The 19076-nt window shown below is 67.4% G+C and carries 21 protein-coding genes and 2 pseudogenes; 12 read left to right on the forward strand and 11 right to left on the reverse strand.

Going from position 1 to position 19076, the window contains the following annotated elements; translation table 11 throughout:
- Nucleotides 1–99: 99 nt before the first annotated feature.
- The 4 genes and pseudogenes from OG568_RS49485 (at nt 100) to OG568_RS49500 (ending at nt 2176) form a co-directional block, all read left to right on the forward strand.
- Nucleotides 100–1218 (forward strand): alpha/beta fold hydrolase, encoded by a 1119-nt coding sequence (locus OG568_RS49485; RefSeq protein WP_329536703.1) that lies wholly within the window; start codon nt 100–102, stop codon nt 1216–1218.
- Nucleotides 1219–1276: 58 nt separating this feature from the next.
- Nucleotides 1277–1509: pseudogene (locus OG568_RS49490) on the forward strand (helix-turn-helix domain-containing protein); the annotation flags it as partial.
- A gap of 416 nt (nt 1510–1925) precedes the next feature.
- Nucleotides 1926–2051, forward strand: coding sequence for a hypothetical protein (locus OG568_RS49495; protein WP_329536704.1), 126 nt, complete (start codon nt 1926–1928; stop codon nt 2049–2051).
- Nucleotides 2042–2176, forward strand: coding sequence for a hypothetical protein (locus OG568_RS49500; protein ID WP_329536705.1), 135 nt, complete (start codon nt 2042–2044; stop codon nt 2174–2176). The genes OG568_RS49495 and OG568_RS49500 overlap by 10 nt, the downstream gene beginning before the upstream one ends.
- On the opposite strand, the gene OG568_RS61725 is transcribed toward OG568_RS49500, so the two are convergent.
- The 9 genes and pseudogenes from OG568_RS61725 to OG568_RS49535 all read right to left on the reverse strand — a co-directional run bounded on the left by OG568_RS61725 (nt 2139) and on the right by OG568_RS49535 (nt 10954).
- On the reverse strand, nt 2139–2522 hold the full coding sequence (locus OG568_RS61725; protein ID WP_443077965.1) for a squalene/phytoene synthase family protein: 384 nt from the start codon (nt 2520–2522) through the stop codon (nt 2139–2141). The two genes, OG568_RS49500 and OG568_RS61725, sit on opposite strands and share 38 nt — an antisense overlap.
- Before the next feature lie 310 nt (nt 2523–2832).
- Nucleotides 2833–4149, reverse strand: coding sequence for an ATP-binding SpoIIE family protein phosphatase (locus OG568_RS49505; RefSeq protein WP_329536706.1), 1317 nt, complete (start codon nt 4147–4149; stop codon nt 2833–2835).
- 4 nt (nt 4150–4153) lie between these two features.
- Entirely contained in the window at nt 4154–4990 is an 837-nt protein-coding gene (locus tag OG568_RS49510; RefSeq protein ID WP_329536707.1) for a hypothetical protein, read from the reverse strand.
- A gap of 216 nt (nt 4991–5206) precedes the next feature.
- On the reverse strand, nt 5207–5680 hold the full coding sequence (locus tag OG568_RS49515) for a carboxymuconolactone decarboxylase family protein (RefSeq protein ID WP_329536708.1): 474 nt from the start codon (nt 5678–5680) through the stop codon (nt 5207–5209).
- Nucleotides 5681–6208: 528 nt separating this feature from the next.
- Nucleotides 6209–7198, reverse strand: a complete 990-nt coding sequence (locus OG568_RS49520) for a nitrilase-related carbon-nitrogen hydrolase (protein ID WP_329536709.1) — start codon at nt 7196–7198, stop codon at nt 6209–6211.
- A 203-nt stretch (nt 7199–7401) separates the two neighbouring features.
- Nucleotides 7402–7704: a transposase gene (locus OG568_RS61730; RefSeq protein ID WP_443077966.1), complete on the reverse strand. Its 303-nt coding sequence runs from the start codon at nt 7702–7704 to the stop codon at nt 7402–7404.
- A 205-nt stretch (nt 7705–7909) separates the two neighbouring features.
- Nucleotides 7910–9107 (reverse strand): annotated as a pseudogene (locus tag OG568_RS49525) (amidohydrolase family protein).
- 165 nt (nt 9108–9272) lie between these two features.
- The gene (locus OG568_RS49530) at nt 9273–10250 is read right to left on the reverse strand and encodes a hypothetical protein (protein WP_329536710.1); all 978 of its coding nucleotides are present in this window, start codon (nt 10248–10250) and stop codon (nt 9273–9275) included.
- Nucleotides 10247–10954, reverse strand: coding sequence for a hemerythrin domain-containing protein (locus OG568_RS49535; protein WP_329536711.1), 708 nt, complete (start codon nt 10952–10954; stop codon nt 10247–10249). Before OG568_RS49535 ends, OG568_RS49530 begins: the two co-directional genes overlap by 4 nt.
- 59 nt (nt 10955–11013) lie before the next feature.
- On the opposite strand from OG568_RS49535, the gene OG568_RS49540 reads away from it, so the two are divergent.
- Nucleotides 11014–11640, forward strand: a complete 627-nt coding sequence (locus OG568_RS49540; protein ID WP_329536712.1) for a TetR/AcrR family transcriptional regulator — start codon at nt 11014–11016, stop codon at nt 11638–11640.
- 207 nt (nt 11641–11847) lie between these two features.
- On the opposite strand, the gene OG568_RS49545 is transcribed toward OG568_RS49540, so the two are convergent.
- Entirely contained in the window at nt 11848–12984 is a 1137-nt protein-coding gene (locus OG568_RS49545) for a hypothetical protein (RefSeq protein WP_329536713.1), read from the reverse strand.
- A gap of 259 nt (nt 12985–13243) precedes the next feature.
- Nucleotides 13244–13588, reverse strand: a complete 345-nt coding sequence (locus tag OG568_RS49550; protein WP_329536714.1) for a hypothetical protein — start codon at nt 13586–13588, stop codon at nt 13244–13246.
- Between the two features lie 649 nt (nt 13589–14237).
- Between OG568_RS49550 and OG568_RS49555 the strand changes: the two genes are divergently transcribed.
- From OG568_RS49555 to tatC, 7 genes are all read left to right on the forward strand, one after another.
- Nucleotides 14238–14750 carry an allene oxide cyclase barrel-like domain-containing protein gene (locus OG568_RS49555; RefSeq protein WP_329536715.1) on the forward strand — a complete coding sequence of 171 codons (513 nt, stop codon included), beginning with the start codon at nt 14238–14240 and terminating at the stop codon, nt 14748–14750.
- 79 nt (nt 14751–14829) lie between these two features.
- Nucleotides 14830–14991, forward strand: a complete 162-nt coding sequence (locus OG568_RS49560; RefSeq protein WP_329536716.1) for a hypothetical protein — start codon at nt 14830–14832, stop codon at nt 14989–14991.
- Nucleotides 14992–15024: 33 nt separating this feature from the next.
- Nucleotides 15025–15498, forward strand: a complete 474-nt coding sequence (locus OG568_RS49565) for a VOC family protein (RefSeq protein ID WP_329536717.1) — start codon at nt 15025–15027, stop codon at nt 15496–15498.
- A gap of 194 nt (nt 15499–15692) precedes the next feature.
- The gene (locus tag OG568_RS49570) at nt 15693–16811 is read left to right on the forward strand and encodes an alpha/beta fold hydrolase (protein WP_329536718.1); all 1119 of its coding nucleotides are present in this window, start codon (nt 15693–15695) and stop codon (nt 16809–16811) included.
- 364 nt (nt 16812–17175) lie between these two features.
- Entirely contained in the window at nt 17176–17607 is a 432-nt protein-coding gene (locus OG568_RS49575) for a Sec-independent protein translocase subunit TatB (RefSeq protein ID WP_266593927.1), read from the forward strand.
- 149 nt (nt 17608–17756) lie between these two features.
- A complete protein-coding gene (gene tatA / locus OG568_RS49580) occupies nt 17757–18059 on the forward strand; it encodes a Sec-independent protein translocase subunit TatA (protein ID WP_329536719.1) in 303 nt (100 codons plus the stop codon).
- Nucleotides 18060–18076: 17 nt separating this feature from the next.
- Entirely contained in the window at nt 18077–18955 is an 879-nt protein-coding gene (tatC, locus tag OG568_RS49585) for a twin-arginine translocase subunit TatC (protein WP_329536720.1), read from the forward strand.
- Nucleotides 18956–19076: the final 121 nt, after the last annotated feature.

Consider the following 19076-nt stretch of genomic DNA (forward strand, 5'->3'; position numbering starts at 1 on the left):
CGGAGCACTTCGCGGCTTCCGCGCAGCAACACCGATCCGAGCGCGCTGAGCCTGAGCGCTGCGCTGCTGAACCTGAGCAACTCCACGAAAGGAACCAGCATGAACCCGTCGCCATTCGAATCGCACAACCAGGCAGAACCTGGCGCGACGCCGCCGTCGCACGAGGGCCAGCCCTCACCCCGGATCTCCCGCCGCGCCTTTGTCGGCGGCGCGGCCGCGGTCACCGCTGGTGCCGCCCTCACCGGAGTTGCAGCGCTGCCCGCCGCGGCCACTCCCCGGCAGACACCGAAGCTATTCGGCTCAGTATCCGCCGTCCCGTGGCTCCCCGCAGGATTTCGGCAGACATTCACCAGCCAGCTCATACACGCCGGCGGAATACGTCAGCACGCCGTCATCGGCGGTGACGGGCCTCCCCTGCTCCTGATACACGGCTGGCCTCAGAACTGGTACGCCTGGCGCATGATCATGCCGGTGCTCGCACGGCAATACACGGTCATCGCCGTCGACCAGCGTGGAATCGGACTGACCGACAAGCCCCGCGACGGCTACGACACCGCCACGCTCGCAGGCGATCTGGCCGCGCTGATGGACGCCCTGGGCCACGAACGGTTCGCCGTCGTCGGCCACGACACCGGCATGCCGATCGCCTACGCGCTCGCAGCCGACCACCGCGACCGGGTCGACCGCCTCGCCGTGGCAGAGGCCGTCATCCCCGGTGTGACAGCTTCACCGCCCCTGCTCGGCCCGGCCCAGGCCAACAACATGCTCTGGCACTTCCCCTTCAACCGGCTCAACGACGTCAACGAACGTCTTGTGGCAGGCCGGGAAGACATCTACTTCGGCTGGCAGCTCGACATGAAAGCCGCGCGCAAGCTGCCCGCCTACGCCATTCGCTACTACGTCGAATCCCTCACCTCGCACCGCCACGCCCTGAGCGGCAGTTTCGGCTGGTACCGCGACCTCGACACCACGTTCACCCAGAACGCCGACCGGGTGAAGCGACACCTGACCATCCCCGTTCTCGCGATCGGCGGAGCCGAAAGTGTCGGGGAGGGGGTCGCGAACACGATGAAGCTCGCAGCCGACGACGTACAGCCCCTGGTCATCCCCGGCAGTGGCCACTGGGTCGCCGAAGAAGCCCCTCAGGATCTGCTCGCAGCACTCATCCCGTTCCTGGCCCCCTACCGCGCTACCACCAGTTCCAGGACACGCCGATAGGCAATCGTGGGTAGCCTACTGTAGGTGGCGACGTCGTTTCCGACTGCCGGGAGATGTGGTGGCCGAGCCTGTGCGGGTGCGCAGGCTGGCGGACCAAGAAGGCCAGAGCTGCAGCAGATCCCCCGCCGGGGCAGCACCAGTTCGGTGCGGTACCGACGGACGATGATGCTGCTGGCCTCGGCCGGCGGGAACCGGGTTCCGGTGATCGCCCGGCTGGTCCAGGCCGACGAGGACACGGTGCGCGATGTGATCCACCGGTTCAACGAGATCGGCCTGGCCTGCCTGGACCCTAATTCGTTGTCAGCACCGGCGCGTGTCTAGGAGCGTTGACAGCCATCGGCGTGGTCGTGTCTTGGGTCGGCTGAGGCCCGGTCCGGCAGCCAGCGGCGACGCTTGTCCTCCGCGGTCGACAAAAGGGGTCGGCTCCTACCAAGCCGCCACGGCCAGCAGCGGGAACAGGTCACCCGGTACAAACGTGAGGCCGCGGTGGCCGCCGGACTGCTGCTGCCGGACCATATGGTTCCGCACGTGATCGCCGCCACCGCGTTCATGCATCGCACCGACAGCCTGCTCGACAGCGGACCGGTGGCGGACCGCAAGACGGCGTACGCGCAGTGGGAACGGGACGTCACCGAAAGCCTTGCCGCTGAACCACCGACACCCCGAACTGCGCCCCCTGCTGAACACCGGTCGCCTCGCACCCCGTCTTGCACGACCGCGTCCTCGACTACCTCGCCGCGGCCACCACGGACCTCGACTTCAACGGGTTCGCCACCGAGGCCGACTACCAACAGTACGTCGACGGCTTTCACTGCCCGCCTTCATGGTCGTAGCTGCCCTGCTCGGCCCGGACGGCCACCAGGCCGCCTACCGTGCCGCCTGCCGTACCTACATCGATGCCAGCCAGCGACTCGACTTCGTCAACGACCTCGCCGAGGATCTGCGGCAGCGCTGGTGAGCTCATCCAAGCGGATCATGCACCGGATCATGGGCCGGTGAGCAGGCGGGGCGAGTTCGATCACGGTCCGGCCCTCGGCCAGGGCACGGTCCGTTCGGTCGAGAAGGTCGGTGATCAGCGCCCGCACGGTGGGAAGGTCGTGGGCTTGCTCGAGGTCGGCGCGGGTGACGTGGTACTGCGCCAAGGTCTGCTCGGGGATGGTGAGTCGGCCGTCCGCCGCGCACCGACATCCCCGCCCTACTTCGCCGCCCCGCCGGCCCCGCCGGCCCCGCCAAGATCGCCACCCTGCGACTGCTGGCCGGCGAGTACCTCCAAGCCCGACGACTGCACCGCTGACCCCGGCCAGACAGGTGTCATGGTGGCAGGAGAAGACTCGGCGTCACCACCGAGTACGGAACAGAGTCCCGTTTCGCGACAAGTCTCCGGGGAGGCGGATCTCCTGTGAGTTGCACTTTCCAGGGCAGTTCGGTGAGAGCGGCGGGCGTTCCTCGATCCGGGACGCCTGGCCGACGAACTGCCGTGCCCTGTAACGGACTTGTCGGAACGAGCCCGCGACCTTCATGGGGAGCTGCTTCGGCTGTACTGCGCGCACCTGATGGAATAGTTCACAGAGAATCACCGCAGGTGCCTCGCCAGCCCGCCCGGTGCACCCCGCTTCAGGCATTAGGGATGGGTAGGTCCATCGCGACCGTCTTGCCCCGGCCGTTGGGAGTGCTGTTCCACGCGGTGCTCAGGGCTTCCACGATGAGGAGGCCGCGGCCGTGCTCGGATTCCGCTTTCTCTTCCTCGGCCAGGGTCAGGGGTGAGGGGACGGGCGGGTTGCTGTCGGAGTCCCGTACCTCTAGCCGGACGCGGTCGGGGAATGCCCGCAGACATACGTCGACGTCGCTGCCCGCGTGGATGAGGGCGTTGGTGACGATCTCGCTGGCGATGAGCTGGAGATCCTCCGACAGAGCTGCCAGTCCCCAAGAAGTCAGGTGGTCGTCGACGAAGGTGCGTGCCGCCTTGACCCCGTGCAGGTCGCGGCGCTGGATGCGCAGGCGTCCTGTCCGCAGCACGCTCTGGCCACCGGCGCCTTCGTAGCGGGCCAGGAGGAGTACCGCGTCGTCGCGACGTTGGCGGGGACCCAGTGTGTCGGCGATGAGAAGGTCGGCCAATTGTTCGAGGTCGGTGTCGACTTCGCGGCTGCCGGAGTCGAAAAGTGCTCGGGCGTCGGGGTCGGTTTCGTCGCAGCCGGTCAGCCCATTGGAGTACAGCATCAGTACGGATCCGGGCTCCAGGGTGTGCTCGCGCTCCTGGTAGGCGTATCCCGTGGTGACGCCCATGGGTAGGTTGGCCGACGCCTGCAGGGTACCGATGCTTCCGTCGGGCCGTTGCACCAGCGGTTCAGGGTGGCCGGCCAAGGCCACGTTGGCCGTGCCGTCGGCCGTGTCCAGGGTGATGACGCAGCAGGTGACGAGGAGATTCGTCCCGAGTTCGGTGAGCAGCCGGCTGGTCCGGTCGATTACAGCCGTGGGTTTGTGCCCTTCGGTCGCGTAGGCGATCACCGCGCTGCGCGCCTGGCCCATGACGGCGGCGCTCTCTATGTCATGGCCTTCCACATCGCCGACGACCAGTACGACTCGTTCGCCCGGCCCCTTGATCACGTCGTACCAGTCGCCGCCCACGCTGAAGGTGATCGTGGCGGGCCGGAATCGCGCCGTGGTGGTCAACCGGGGCAACTCAACGAGTGTGGACGGGAGGAGACGTCGCTGAAGGTATTCGGCAACTTCGTGCTGCTTCGCGCTCAGTTCGACCCGGTCCACCGCTGCGCCCAGCGATCCCGCCATCATGCCGAGGACGGCTCGCTCCTCGGGCGGGAAATAGCGGGGCCCGTCGAAGGCCAGGCAGCAGACGCCGACGATGTGGCTGCTCTCGGTGATGGGCAGGTCGATGACGTGTCTGCTCCCGACGAGCGGAAGGTAGGCCTCCAACTCTTCACGGTCGAAGGGTTCCGGGGCACCACCGCCGGTCGCCAGAGATGAACAGTGGACGCCCTCGGAGTGCCTCCGCCTCTGGTGTTCGGGCGTCCAGTCTGGCGCCATGCAGGTTGCGGACCAGGCCGGAGGAGGCCCCGCAATGTCCCAGGACCCACAGGCGGCCCTCGCTGGCCGAGGCCAGGGCCAGGGCCCGGGCTCCAAACGGGGACACGATGCAGTGCTGGGCCGCTGCGACAATGTGGTCCAGAGTCGTAGCCTGGTTCAGCATGTCAGAGAGGCGTCGCACCGGGTACATGAGGCTCAGGCCCGCGGAACCAGCGACGCCGGGCACCCCCCAACCCGTCGTGCCGATGTCCGTATGCCCGTCGAACACCGGCACGAGCGCTGGCATATGCCCCGGTGTGATCACCGTGCCACTGTCCGCTAGTTCGGCGAGAGTCACGGCCAGATCGTCAGCGATCTCCTTCAATCCGGTGCAGATCTCCGCCTCCCAGCCGCCGTGGGTCTCCGGTCGGAGGACCGTCAGGGAGCCGAAGCGGTGATCGGCGGCGATGACAGGAGCCGAGAGAGCGATGTACGGATAGGGCAGCACATGCTCTTGGTCCGCGTCCGCCAAGTCGGGCTCGGCCAGTACCGCCACGCTTTCCGAAGCCAGGGCACGTGCCGAGGCGTAGGGAGCGTCGAGGCCCATCCGGCCGGGAAACGTGAAGAGGGAAGGCGCGCTGCCACCGATCATCGCAACCCTGATTTGGCTGCGCTCATCGTCCAGCAGGTAGACCGCCGCCGACGCGACACCCAGGCGCACCGCCTCACAGAGGGCGCGGTGCAGCGTCACCGCCAGATCGCTGCCGCCGATCCACGCGGACCTGCCTGTGCCGCAAATACCTTTGACTGCGCTGCCCGCCTTTCACGAGGCCGCCCCCTATACCGTGAAGTACAGGTTTAGGTCAGCCGACGGGCGAGGTCCGACGCGTCGAACGGGGCTGTCCGAACGCAAAGGACTCATCCTGGGACGACAGCACTCGTATGCCCGCGCGGACTACAAGCTGGTTCAGTTGCCGGCGACCGGGTATCGGCTTGTGATCGCGACGCGGTTGAAGGCGTTCATCAGCGTTGACAGCCAGGCGACCGCCGAGACCTGATCTGCGGAGAGCACAGCTGCTGCCGCTTTGTAGTCGTCGTCGCTCACATGCCCCTCGGACACGCGCGCGATCGCCTCTGTCAGACGTAGGGCCGCGCGGTCGGTCTCGGAGAAGTAACCAGTCTCTTCCCACGCGGGCAGCACTGCGATCCGGTCCGGGTTCTCGCCCTTCTTGAGCGCGTCGCGGGTGTGCATTTTGAGACAGAACGCGCAGCCGTTGATCTGGGACGTGCGGATCTTCAAAATCTCGACCAGAAGCGGGTCAAGACCTGCCGCGGTGGCGGTGTCTTCCACTGTCGAGGACAGGGCGATAAGAGCCTTGTAATTGGCCGGGTGCTGCTTTCCGATGTCAACGCGCTGCTTCTCAGTCTCTGACTCAGTCATGGGTTCCTCCTCTTCGCATGGCCGGACGACCCACAGGGCCATCCTCAGCCTCGGCTAATCTGTGCCATCGTTACGAGCGACGGTGATATGCAATGGGAATTTCGACTTAAAATTTCTCGCCGCGCTTTTGTTCCCGTCCGGCGCCGACCAGGCGCCCGGTCCCATCCGGTGCGCGGGGCAGCTTTCGGCTGACCTCGGGCATCGGGTCAAAAGTGGAACTCGTCCATGGACCAGCAGCCCTGGTAGTCGGCGAGCTTGAGGATGGCATCGGCGTCGTCGACCGGGGTCATATCCCTTCGGCTTTGATCCGACACTTGTCGCTCAGCCGTTCATCTGGGCACTTCCCAGGTGCGACGGGAAAAACAGGAAGCGGATTCGCGACACCGCGACGCATTAGGCACATATGCCCTTAATGGAAAGTCCCAGCGCCTGCGCCGCTCATCCCCTCTTGTCGCAGGCTGACAATGGGCGACATGAGTTACTGCCCGGTTCGAGCCCCGGGCAGGACCTCCAGGCTCGGCAAACAGCTCACCGGGCCTCGACGGGGCGGCCTTCTTCAGCCGCCCGGGCGGTCTGGACCTGCACGTGAGTGCTGCGCTCATGGACGTGGGGCGCCGGCGTGCGTTCGATCTGCAGGCTGAGCAGTTCCGGGCGGCTGTAGTGGCCGCGCGCATCCATCAGGCGCTTGCGCAGGTCGATCTGCGCGAAGTCCAGATCGGCGATCACTTCGCCTTCGCCGGATGTGAGCGGCTCGCCGATGATGCGGCCCTCGGGATCGACGATGGCGGTGAAGAAGCCACCGGAGATCGCGCCAACGGGGCCGCCGGTGTCCTTGACGATCTGCGCCTGCTGGTCGGCATCGAGCCAGGCGGTGGCGTTGACCACGAAGCAGGCAGATTCCAGCGCATGCTGGCGGATGCTGACCTCCATCTGCTCGGCGAACTGCTGGCCGCCGAAGGCGCCGGGATACATCGCGGCGTGGATCTGCTCGCCGTCGGCGATCAGGGCATAGCGCGCCAGCGGCAGGTAGTGCTCCCAGCATGCGAGCTGGCCGATGCGACCGACGGCGCTGTCCACCGCACGCAGACCCGAACCGTCACCCTGGCCCCAGATCATCCGCTCGTGATAGGTCGGCGTGATCTTACGGCGGCGCTGGATCAGCGTGCCGTCCGCATCGAACAGCAGCTGCGTGTTGTAAATGGTGCCGCCGTCACGCTCGTTGACGCCGATCGAGACGACCATGTGGGCTTCCCGGGCGGCCTCGGCGATCGCGTCGGTCTCGGCGGACGGTACGGTCACCGCCTGATCAAGCAGGCGCAGGTGCTCCTTGGACATCTTGTAGGGCGGCTGCACGAAGGAGAAGTAGGGGTAGTAGGGAACGACGGTCTCAGGGAAGACCGCGAACTGGACACCCCGCTCGCCCAGGTCGCGGATCTTCTTCACGACCTTCTCGACGGTGCCCACGCGGCTGTAGAGCACGGGACTGATCTGGACTGCAGCGGCTTTTACGACAGTCATGGTGATACTCCTTGCACATGTTCGGTCGGTACGACCTCGCGATGCTGCGCGTGCCCGGACAGGCGCGCGATGAAGGGGCGGTCGAGGCGGTCCGGGAGGGATGGGGGCCCGACCGAGCGGACAACTCCAGCTGCCGCTATGTGACTACTTGCGGCCAACGCGGACCACACCTGCCCACCAGCTAATAGGAGCATATGCTCTTATTAGCTGGTGGGCAAGGAGCAGATCCTCCCGAAGCCTTTCGCCACTCGGCGAAGCCGAGCCGCCCGGGCACCCATCGCAGCGCCCCGAAGGGGTGGCCGCGCCCGTTCCTCAACTCCAGTCCGGGCCCTGAACAACACCCTGTTGACCACCTCCCGGTGATCCGCCCATTGCCCGCCCGGCCTGCCGTTGCAGGGCAGAAGAGATTCGATCCTCTTCCACTGTGCGTCCGTGAGCTGTGTCGCCGCACCAGACGGGCCTCCTGCCCGGCAACCCGCGAGATCCACCAGCCCACCAAGAGCCATCAGAAACGGCCTAGTCAACTCGATTCCACTGGTTCTGACCACGCTGGGGGACCACCCTCGGCGCGGCCTAGGATGCCGCGGGCCGCAACCGACCTGGGCACGAGCCACCTTCCCCGTGGTAGGCGTTCGAAGCGGCACTTCCGGATGCCCCTCTGGCGAGGACTACAAACGAAGCAGCAGCCACCGCGCCGGTCCCCCGCTCTGATCAGCACACGCGGATACCGGCGCGGAAGACTGCCTGTACGTCCAGGACGGCTGCAGGGTCATGCTCGACGTCGCCGTTGACGACCAGGATGTCGGCGTCGGCACCGGGGGTGATCCGGCCCTTGCGGCCCTCCACACGGCACAGGCGGGCTGCCAGGCTGGTCATGGAGATCAGCGCGTCCAGCGGCGCGACGCCCAGCCGCGCCAGGTCGGCCACGCCGTGGGGGAGGACGTTGTGGGGCTTCCAGGGCCCGATACCAGCGTCCGATCCGATGACGACGTTGGCGCCGTACTTGTGCAAGTTGCTGTAGGTGTCCAAGATGCCATTGACATGTGCGGCCATTGCATGCGCAGCCATGCCCTGGGGCGGCCGCACGGCTTCGCCGGGGTCCATGCCCAGCGTCAGGCTGACGAAGGTTCCCTTTCTCACGATGGTGTCGATCAGGTCGGGCTCGGAGACGATGCCATCAGCGGTGAGGAAGGAGACGTGTTCCAGGCTGTCGACGCCCGCTTCGGTGGCGTCCCTGATGGCTTGGATGCCATGGGCGTGAGCGGCCACCGGCAGTCCGAGGCGGTGCGCTTCGTCCACCACGACACGCAGGTCCTCCAAGCCGTACTGTGACGCGTGCGGCGGCACGGAACCGGGTGTCATGTGGCCGCCGCTCGCCATGATCTTGATGACGGCACAGCCGCGGGTGTGATGCTCGCGGACAGCGGCACGCAGAGCTTCGGCGCCTTCGACCTCGCCGCCGAGGAAGTGGCAGTGGCCGCCCGGCGTGGTCAGCGGGGGGGCCGGCAGCCAGGATCTCCGGACCCTGCTCCGGGTGCTTGGCCATCTCCTCCACGAGGGCCAGCGAGAGGTAGCCGCGGTCGCCGAGGTCGCGCACGGTGGTGATGCCGGCCAGCAGAGCGGACCGGGCCGCGGCCCGCATGTGCGCCAAGAGTACGCTGTCGGAGGCGGCGGCCAAGGAGGTCACAGGGTCCGAGCCGGCGTCGAAGGCGAGGTGGACGTGGGTGTCGATGAGGCCGGGCAGCAGACAGGCCGAGCGGCCGAGGTCGATGACCTCGCTGCCGTCGGCGGGCAGCGCGCCGGTGCGGTCCACGCGCACGATGCGGCCGCCCGAGACGTGCACGGTGGCGGGACCCGACAGGCTGAATCCGTCGAACATCGAACCGGCGTGTATGGCAAGGGAATTCATTGGTATATCTCCGCTCGGAAAGTGTGTGTCACGCGGTGATTCACTCCGGGAGGTGAATCCCCACGCCTTCGAAAAGATGACCGGCCGGCGTCAGCCCGCTCGGCCGCCAACACCCCGCCGCTTTGGGACGCGACGAGGCCGCGGGGCGACCCATGGCCTTCCGGGTCAGCTCACCTGGCCGCGGGCGGCGAGGTCCTGCAGGCGGGCAGCCGTGCCGTCACGACGGGCACGCCACAGCCCGTACTTGGCCAGCAGTCCATTCGAGACCGTCAGGAGAGTCTTGTACGGTGGCGCGGCCAGCCCCTTGGACGTGTGGGGGGCGTAGCGGGCGCCGTCATCGGTGACGGACAGCCATCCGGTGAACGTCCGCATGGCCAGCCCGACGCACTGAGGCCGGAAGGCGTGGGCGAGGAACCCGGCTCTGCGCCCGCCCGGCGGCAACAGTTCAGGGGGCACGTCGAGGTACAGTCCCGTGTCGTCGTGTCCGGTGACCGCCACCGGGACAATCACAGGGAAGCCGTCAGCGCCCCGGAAGGCCAGCAGCCGGTGCGGCAGCCCACCGATCTGCCGCGCGACTGCGGAGAGGCTGACGCGTGGGCCCGTACCGTTCATCGGCGGCTTCTGCTCGGCCGGTTCCTCAGGCCAGGCGGCGCCCGTGACCGTCATCGCTCCGCGGGCCGCCAGATCGGGCCAGACGGCGACGCGCTCGACGTCGACGTCGACGAAGACGCGCTCCTGGTGGTACTCGCGCAGCACCCAGTCCCATATCGGCCCGCGCTTGGTCTCCCCGAGGAAGGGCTCCGAGGCCCGCATCAGCTCCGCCAGGCGCTCCGGTGAAGGGCGCAGATCAACCGACGCGGTGCCCTGCGCGAGCACGTATGAGCTACTTGCGGCGAAGCCGTGATCACGCGTGTGATAGGCGAGTGAGACGTGCGGGTCCCGCAGAATGCGCTCCAGTTTCTTCTGGAAGCCGAGCGAGGTGGTGAAGCCGACAAGGCCCGCCTCCCGGTCTGAGAGGCCCACCGGCGAGACGCTGGTGACCACGGCACCGCCGGCCGGGGTGACATAGGCGGCCGCGACGGTGAGGTCGCCCCTGATCACGGCGTCCGCCGCGTCCGGCCACCGGACGCGGGCGGAGGTCATGAGCCGATCCCGCGCAGGATCCGCAGGTCGTTCGTAGCCTGCAGGCGCATGGCGGCAAGGAGCGGGCGCACCGGCTCCGGCAGGGCCGCGAGCATCAGTTCCACCTCAGCGGGTGTGCCCGCCTCGTCGAGGAAACCGACCATCAGGTGTCCGGCCACGGGCGGCGTGGTCACGATCACCCGCTGCGCGAAGTCCTGCCATTCCGCGGGGCTGATGTGGTCGCGGAGCGCGGGAAAGAGGAGTGGCTCTTCATGGGCCAGGTGATCCTGGACCGTGTCGCGTACCGCGACGGCCGCGTCCCGCAGTGCGGCCCGGAAGCCATCCGTCGCGCCGCCGCCGAGGCCTGTGCCGACGGCCTCACCGGCCCCGTCCTCCTCGTCGCCGCTCAGATTCACCGCGGCCAGCAGGTCGAGCTCCGCGTCCAGCCGCTCGTGCTCCTCACTCAGCGCACCGAGTCCGTGCTCCGTGGCCGGCGCCGCCGCAACGATCCGCGGCCACAGGTCGTCGTCCTCGGTCTCGTGGTGATGGCGCAGGTTCACGACGAGGAAGTCGCGCAGCTGTGCCAGCGCGCCGAGCGGCACCGAGGGGCGAACGGCTGCCTCGGCCAGCAGGGTGGTGGCAACGCGATGGACCTGATGGACAAGGCGGGTCTCAATGACCGCAACAGATTCATTAGAAGTCTCTATAGTCACAAGCTTGAACATATTCATTAGAATTACCTATTGTCAATATTCACTCCCCGGGCAGAAGGTAAAATGCGCGGGTGACCACCCGGAAGTACCACTCCCCCCGTCGCACCGACTCGGCCGCCGCGACGCGTGAGGCCGTCCTGAGCAGCGCGCACGCACTCTTCCTGGCCTGGGGGTATCCCGGGGTCACCATCGGGGGGATCGCGGAGGCAGCGAAGGTCGCCGTCCCGACGGTGTACACCAGCGTGGGAAACAAGCCGAGCATCCTGACGGCCCTGCTGGAGCCGGCCCTCACCGACCCGGCCATCGCCGAAAACCTCGCCGCCATCGAGGCCAGCGACGACCCACGCACCGTGATCGAGCTGACCGCCGAGGGCACCCGGCTCACTCACGAACGCCACTGGGACCTCGTGTACGGGCTCTTCTACCGAAACCCACCAGGGGAACCCGCCGTCAAAGCGGTCCTGGACAGGGGGGCCGACGACTACGTCCAAGCCCTCACCCGCGTGGCCGACCACCTCGTGACACTTGACGCGCTCCGCGCCGACGTCTCTCGCACGGAGGCCGTCGATGTGCTCTGGTTCCACCTTGGCCCACACGCCTGGATGACACTCGTCGGCGAACGCGCCTGGCCGTTTGACCGTGCCCAGGCCTGGATCGCCCGCTCCGCCTGCCAGGCACTGCTGAAGGACTACCACTAGGGCCAATACCGGTACCGGTGATTTAAGGTGGCTTTCCGGCTTCTGCTGGTGGGTTTGGTGGGTGGGCCCGGTGTGATTGCCATGGCGGTTGGTCGAGGTGGGTTGCGGGGGTGTGCCCCGCGTCGGGTCATCGGAGTCCGAGCAGAAACACTCCGAAGGCTCGTAGGCCTGCGCAGCCGGGCGTCGACCCCTCAGGCCGTGAAGGGGTCAACGGCTGGCGCGTCGCCAGGCCGGGTCGAGAGCGATCTGCTGGAGCTGCCGTGTGGTGAGGGCAGGTTCCTCCCGGGTGGCGGAGAGCGGGTAGGCGGGGGCGTTGAGGGCCGAGATCGCGACGCGCAGGCCGTGCGTGCGGAAGGTGTCGACGCACCATTCGATCGCTCTCTCCCCACCGTCGTCGGGGGCGCCCTTGGTGATGCTGACACGGGTACCGTCGGGGAGGGTGTCGGCCTTGCGGAACAGATCCGTCATGTTGGGGTCGTCGGTCTTCCACCGCTGGACGTTCACGGCGACCAGACTCTTGCCCCGGCCGTCGTCGACCACGACGTACCCAAAGCCCTCCGATCCGCCCTTGTTCGAGGCGGGCAGTCCTGGCGGCAGTAGTTGCTCGATGGTCCCGCTGATCTGCGCCCCCGACATCCGGGGGGTCGATCCGGCGCCGGGATCTCCGTTACGCGGGACGGTCATCGCCGAGAAAACGGGCCGCCACACCTGCGAGGTGGCGATGGCCGAAACCTGATCAAGGGACAGCGGAAGAGCGGAGGCCTTCGTAGTCGCCCGGCCGTTCGGGCTGCCGCTTTCGAACACGGCGACCTGCCTGCCGTCGTCGAACGTCAGCAGCGCGCTGTACACCTTGGCGCCGGACGACTTGTCCACCTCCTGCGGCGACTCGTCCGCAACAAGCCTGGCCCCGCCGGGCAACGTCTTCTGTGCGCAGCGGCTGTAGGGGTAATAAGCGGTGCTAGGACACTGCGACAACAGCGCGGGGACAGGAACGGGATAGCGGTTGAGTTTCACCGTCACCTTCGCTGCCTGCGGCCCATCGCCGAAAACCAGCTCGGCGGAAGGCGGCGGGCCCGGCTTGTCACCCCTCACCACTCCGTTGCCCCGCTGCCCGGAAAGCTCGCCTTCAGGAAGCACGCTCTCCAGAAGATGGACCATCTGCTGCGCCGGCGGCGGCGAGGGTGCGGGGCGGCGCTGGCTGCCGTCGTCCGTGGAAGCGCACCCGGCGAGCACCACAGCGTTCAAACCGACCGACAGCACCGATGTGGTCACTGCGCGCCGCCTGGTAGAACGGCCACCACACCACCGCGCCGCCTGGACCTCATCACGACGAGGCTCGGCCACCGCCGAGGGCGTACGTGGCTGCGGACCTGCCGGAAGCATGGCATCGCACAGTCGGGTATGCGGGCGGGGACTCGTCGGGTCGGTCGACATCAAGGATCACCGTGCATCGGTCGTGACGGAAAGGGGAGAGCCCGGGTGACGTGGTTCCGTGTCGCAGCGAGGGCCTCGCTCTGCGGGCGGTAGGTGCGTGCTGGACGCGGCGCGGACCCCAGGGGCAGAAGCCCACCATGTGGTCGTCTTGTGCCCCTGGGGGCGGAGGTCAGACTCCGGGGTAGGAGAACGAGCTGATGTTGTTCTCGTAGGGATAAGTCAGCGTCGGCCAGTAACCCCAGGGGGCGAAGTACCCGTAATCCCCCTTGAAGCCCGGCTTGGTCCAGACCTCCATAGCCGTCCCATTGGTCTCGATGGAGGAGAAGGCCTCGTCCCAGTACCAAGACAGGCCCGACTGCCTATCGGGACCGCTCCAACACTCAAACTGCAGATATTGCCCACTGCACAGCTTCCATTCGTTGGCGGAAGCAGAACCGGCGGTGGTGCCGACGATGCCTGCGGCGAGAGCAAGGCTCGCGGTCGCCCCGATCAGGGCCTTCCTGAAGGTTTGCATTAACGATCTTTCCTCAGTCGTCGAATCCGACGGGCACAGGCGAAACCTTGATCCGGTAGCGCCTGGACGAAGTCACTACCCGCCAGGGATATTGATTAGAGCATCCACTAACCAAATGAGCAACAGCGAAGGCACGGCGAGGTGCTCGTCGCATCCGACGTCCGCAACGATGAGGACGTCCGGGTCGCGGGTGGATCACCGTCCGACCGCGAAGGGCCGGGGGGGGTTACTCGACCACCGCACACCCGCCCCCCCCCCGGCGATGGACCGAGGGTCACGTTGGGTGTCACCCAAGGCCCATCCCTTGCCATCCCGACGATAGGAGCATATGCTCCTATCGTCTATATCGGTAAGCCCTGTCATGACGACATGGCCCCGACGCGGGCGGACCTCGTCGACACGTGCAACAACCCGGTACTACGCAAGGTCCGCACAAGCAAGAGCACGACTCGGCATCCAGGCAGTCACCACCGGATCATCCGTCACCCCCTTGGAAGATGACGTGGGTTGCGTGAGTGTCGAAATGCCACCTCAACAGAGGTTGTACCCAAGTCGATCGGAGCAGGCGTCGGCCCCGCGCATCCGGGCCGAGGTTCTGCCGCCACCGAATCGACACACCACAGAACGGAGCGGCAAGTTGCCGACTACATTGAAGATCAACAAGCTGCGTTACCTGAGTGCAGCCGCCGGCATCGCCACTGTCGTCGCCGGTAGCGTCGCCGCTGGCGTCGCCATCGCCCCGATGGCGTCGGCCGACACGTCGACTTCCACCAGTGCACACGTCGTTGGCCAGCGCGCGAAAAGTTTCGAGCTGGTCGGCAAACAGACCTCGCTCGAAGACCTCGATCTGGGCCGGGCGGGAATCAGCCCGGGTGACCAGCGCGTCATCCACGAAGACCTCTACCGCGACGGCGAGAAGGTCGGCGATCACAGCGTCGTCTGCACCTACACTCACGTCGATCCGGCCGCGCTCCAGTGCCTGGGCACCTTCTCTCTGCCTGAGGGACAGTTCGCCGCGCAGGCGCTGCTCCACCTGCCCGCCCCGTCCTACGTCGACGTCGGCATCACCGGCGGATCAGGCGACTACCGTAACGCCCGAGGCTTTGTTCGCACCGTTCCTGCCGGTGACACCGAGAGGCACTTCACCGTCCACCTGAAGTGACGGTTGGCTGTCGTACGCCCTCGCCGCCACAGCCCGCCCATCTGACACCTATGCAGGTCGGGTCGTCGCCCTCGACCTGGTGACCGGCGCCGAGATGCACCTCAAGAGCGGCGGCATCGAGCAGGCGTGCGCCACCTGGAACCCGATCGTCCACCCTCCGGATCGCGATCCCCGAGCCGGTGGGCACCTCGCACTGCTCCGCCGCCCCCAGCCCCCGTCGACCGGTGACTCGCAGGTGTGAGATTCACCGACATCAAGAGAGAAAGACCCCTACATGTACATGAAGCTCGAAGTCACCGTGCTGCCTGTTTCCGATGTCGATCGGGCCAAGGCCTTCTACGAGCAGGTGGGATTCCGTCTGGACATCGACATGGCCGCCAGCGAGAACTGGCGCGCGGTGCACTTCACGCCGCCCGGTTCCGAGTGCTCGATCATGTTCGGCACGGGGATCACCTCCGCCGCACCCGGCTCGGCCCAGGGCCTGTATCTCGTTGTCTCCGACATCGAGGAAGCCCGCGCGGAACTCGTCGGTCGCGGCATCGAGGTGGGCGAAGTCTTCCACGACGCCGCAGGACTGCTCTACCACGGCCATGAGGCCGGAGAGGTCACCCACCGGGTCGAGGGACAGGGGCGGCTTGCCGGCCTGCACCCCGGCCGCGCTTCCTACGGCTCCTTCGCCACCTTCAGCGACCCGGACGGCAACGGCTGGGTGCTCCAGGAGATCACGCAGCGGTTCCCCGGTCGCTGACATCCCGTCAGTCACCCGGGGATGACGGGCGACGACCAGCCTGCAGGGCGGCCGGCCTCGATAAGCCCCTGAACACAGCCTCGGCGCACCATCAGTCGGATCCCGAAGCCGGCGTAAATACGAGCATATGCTCCTTAGTCTCGAGGTCCTGGCTTCGCCCTGACGCTCAAGCAACGTACGAAGGGAAAATTTTCATGACCATGTCTCCCATGGAGCCGCCCGCACAGGAAGGCCCCGGATCACAGCCGGTGTCACACAGTGCCCGGCGCGGGCTGTCCCGACGCGGCTTCGTCGGCGGCGCGGCTGCTGCTGCTGCCGCAGCCGGTATCTCGCTGGTAGGCGGATTGACCCCGTCCGCCACTGCCTCCCCCGCCGTGCGCAGGCCGAGGGGTTTCGGTTCGGTCTCCACGGCTCCGGGGCTTCCGGCCGGGTTCACCAAGACGTTCACCAGCCGGTTCATCCAAGCCGGCGGACTGCGCCAGCACGCGGTCATCGGAGGCGACGGCCCGCCGCTGCTGCTGGTACACGGCTGGCCGCAGAACTGGTACGCCTGGCGCATGGTGATGCCGGAGCTCGCCCGGCACTACACGGTCATCGCCGTCGACCAGCGCGGCATCGGTCTGACCGGCAAGCCCATGGGCGGCTACGACACCGCTACCCTCGCCAATGACCTGGTGGCCCTCATGGATGCCCTGGGACACGACCAGTTCGCCGTGGTCGGCCACGACACCGGCATGGTCATCAGCTACGCCCTGGCAGCGGACCACCCCGAGCGGGTCGCCCGGGTGGCCCTCCTGGAGGTCCCCGGGCCGCCGATGCACAACCCCTCGCCATCGCTGTTCAGCGCCGCCGCCGACAACGACCGGCTCTGGCACATCGCCTTCAACCGGGTGAACCACCCAGCGACCGAGAAGCTGGTCCGGGGCCGGGAAGACGTCTTCTTCGGATACGAGTTCGATATCCAGGGAGGAAAGAGGCTCTCCGACCGCACCCGCGAGTACTACTACCGCGTTTTCTCCGACCCTGAGACCCTGCGCGGCAGCTTTGGCCTTTACCGAGCGTGGGACGCCACCCTCGACCAGAACGACAAACGCGCCCACACGAAACTGACCATGCCGGTCCTGGCGATCGGCGGAAAGGAAAGCTGGCACGAGTTTGTCGCGGGAGCGATGAAGCCCCTCGCGAACGACGTGCAGGGCGTGGTCATCCCCGACGCCGGCCACTGGGTCGCCGAGCAGGCCCCCAAGGAGCTGCTCACGGAACTGACCCGCTTCCTGACCCCGTACCGCCGCGCCGCCGGCCCGTCCCGCTAGCGGACGGCCAGACGTCCGGGCATGCCCCGGGCATGACGGCACGCGCTCGACCGGGCGGAAGTGTCGCCGCTTTCGAGCAGCCGGAGCTCCTCGCCGAAGAGTCCGGTCTGTTCGCCCGGCTCCTGCGCTGATCCCACCGCAGGGGCCCTCAACCGAGGTCGTCCTGCCCGCCGGGTGTCCCGGCGGGCAGGACCGGAGCGAACGCTCCTACGTAGTTGTACCCGGGGTGGTCAGCCCCGGGGAGCCGCACGCCGTCGTGCGGCCGGCCTGCGTTCGGCAGGCGCCCCTTCGGACGACTGGCACGCCACGCTTCGCCTCCTTCCAGGAGCGGCGAAACCTTCACCATCCCCGACGGGAGGCATGGATGTTTTCCGACATCGGCCCACTCGAAGTTGTGACGCTGATCGTGCTGGCCGTCATTCTTGTCGGGCCCGACAAGCTCCCCAAGATGGTGTCCGACACCGTGCGGACCCTGCGCAAGCTCCGCGAGTTCTCGCAGAGCGCTCAGGCGAGCATTCGAGACGAACTCCCCACCGAGCTCAAGGACCTGAATCTCGAGGACCTCAACCCGAAGACCTTCGTGGCCAAGAACCTGCTGGGTGACCAGAGCCTGGGGCTGGGCGACCTGACCGCCGACCTCGGCCTGGAGGACGAACCGCCTGACAGCGCCGGAACCAACACCTCAAAGGGCCTCGGGAAGGCCGCCGCACCCGGCCCGCTTCCCGCGGCCACCGGCCACGGGCCTCGGGAAGCCACCGGCGCGGGGCGCTACAGCCTCGACAAGAACGGCCCGTAACCGGGAAGGACCACGGCCGCCTCGCCGTCGGCCCGGCCCGTCAACGCACCGACCGGCACGCAGGGCCTGGCTGCCGCATCCGTCCGCAGCCAGGCCACCGCGCAGGAGCACCGCCCCTGCGCTTTCAGACCCTCGGAAAGGAAACTCCCATGTTCGGCAGGCTCGGAGCACCCGAGATCATCCTCGTCCTGCTCGTCGTCGTGCTCCTGTTCGGCGCCAAGCGGCTCCCCGATATGGCCCGCTCCTTCGGGCAGTCGCTGCGGATCCTCAAGAGCGAGACCAAGGCCATGCAGAAGGACGACGCGGACGAACCCTCGACCCCACGCCACCGCAGCCCACCAGCTCGCGGCCGAGAGCCGGCACACGGCCCCGGAGGCGACCGAGGCAGACACCTCCCACCGGCGCTGAAACCCCGAAACCACCGACCAGCATCCGGCCGGTGCCGCACTTGAAGGGACCGGGACCGCCCATGCCGATCCAACCAGCACATGACGCCGCGCCTATGTCCCTGGGGGAGCACCTGCGCGAGCTGCGCAACCGCCTGCTCAAGGCCGTCGGAGCGATCCTGCTCATCACCGTCGTTGCGGCTCTGTTCTACAAGCAGCTGATCGGATTCCTCATCGATCCCCTGCCCGGCTGCGCTCCGGGCCAGCCTGCCGGCGCGGACGACGCGGGCCGCTGCGGCGTGATCTCTCTCAACGGCCTTCTGTCACCTTTCACCCTCGCGCTGAAGGTGTCGATCACCGCGGGGGTGGTCGCCGCGAGCCCACTGTGGCTGTATCAGCTGTGGGCCTTCGTCGCACCAGGACTGCACCGCAACGAGAAGAAATACACCCTGACCTTTCTCGGGGCGAGCATCCCCCTGTTCCTGACCGGTGCCGCCGTGGCCTACTGGACCCTGCCCACCACGGCACGGGTGCTTATCTCCTTCACCCCGGACAACGCCACCAACCTCCTGCCCGTCGACGACTTCCTCGACCTGGCCACCCGCATGGTCCTCGTCTTCGGACTCTCCTTCGAACTCCCCGTCCTCCTCGTACTGTTGAACCTCGGCGGCGTGATCAGCGCACGCCGGATGGCCGACTGGTGGCGCGGCATGTTCATGGCCATCGCCGCCTTCGCGGCGCTCGCCACCCCCAGCACCGACCCGCTCAGCATGCTGCTGCTCGCCACCCCCATCAGCCTGCTGTACCTGGCGGCGTGCGCGATCGCCTGGTACAACGACCGCCGCCGGCAGCGCACCGCCACCACCGGGCCAGACGGAAGCCCGGACACCGAGGCATCCCCCCTCGACCTCACCCCGACCCCGCTCGACGCCCCCGACGACATCTCCGTCAGCCGACCCTGACGGACCCCTTCTCAAGGAGCGGCTCACCGCCTGCGGCCAAGGCGGTTGCTTGCGACGAGCCCGGGAGGCCCGCAGATTGACGGCGTAGCCGCAGATGCGTACGTCGTGCCAGATCCCGCTT

The sequence above is a fragment of the Streptomyces sp. NBC_01450 genome (assembly GCF_036227505.1).
GTDB lineage: Bacteria > Actinomycetota > Actinomycetes > Streptomycetales > Streptomycetaceae > Streptomyces.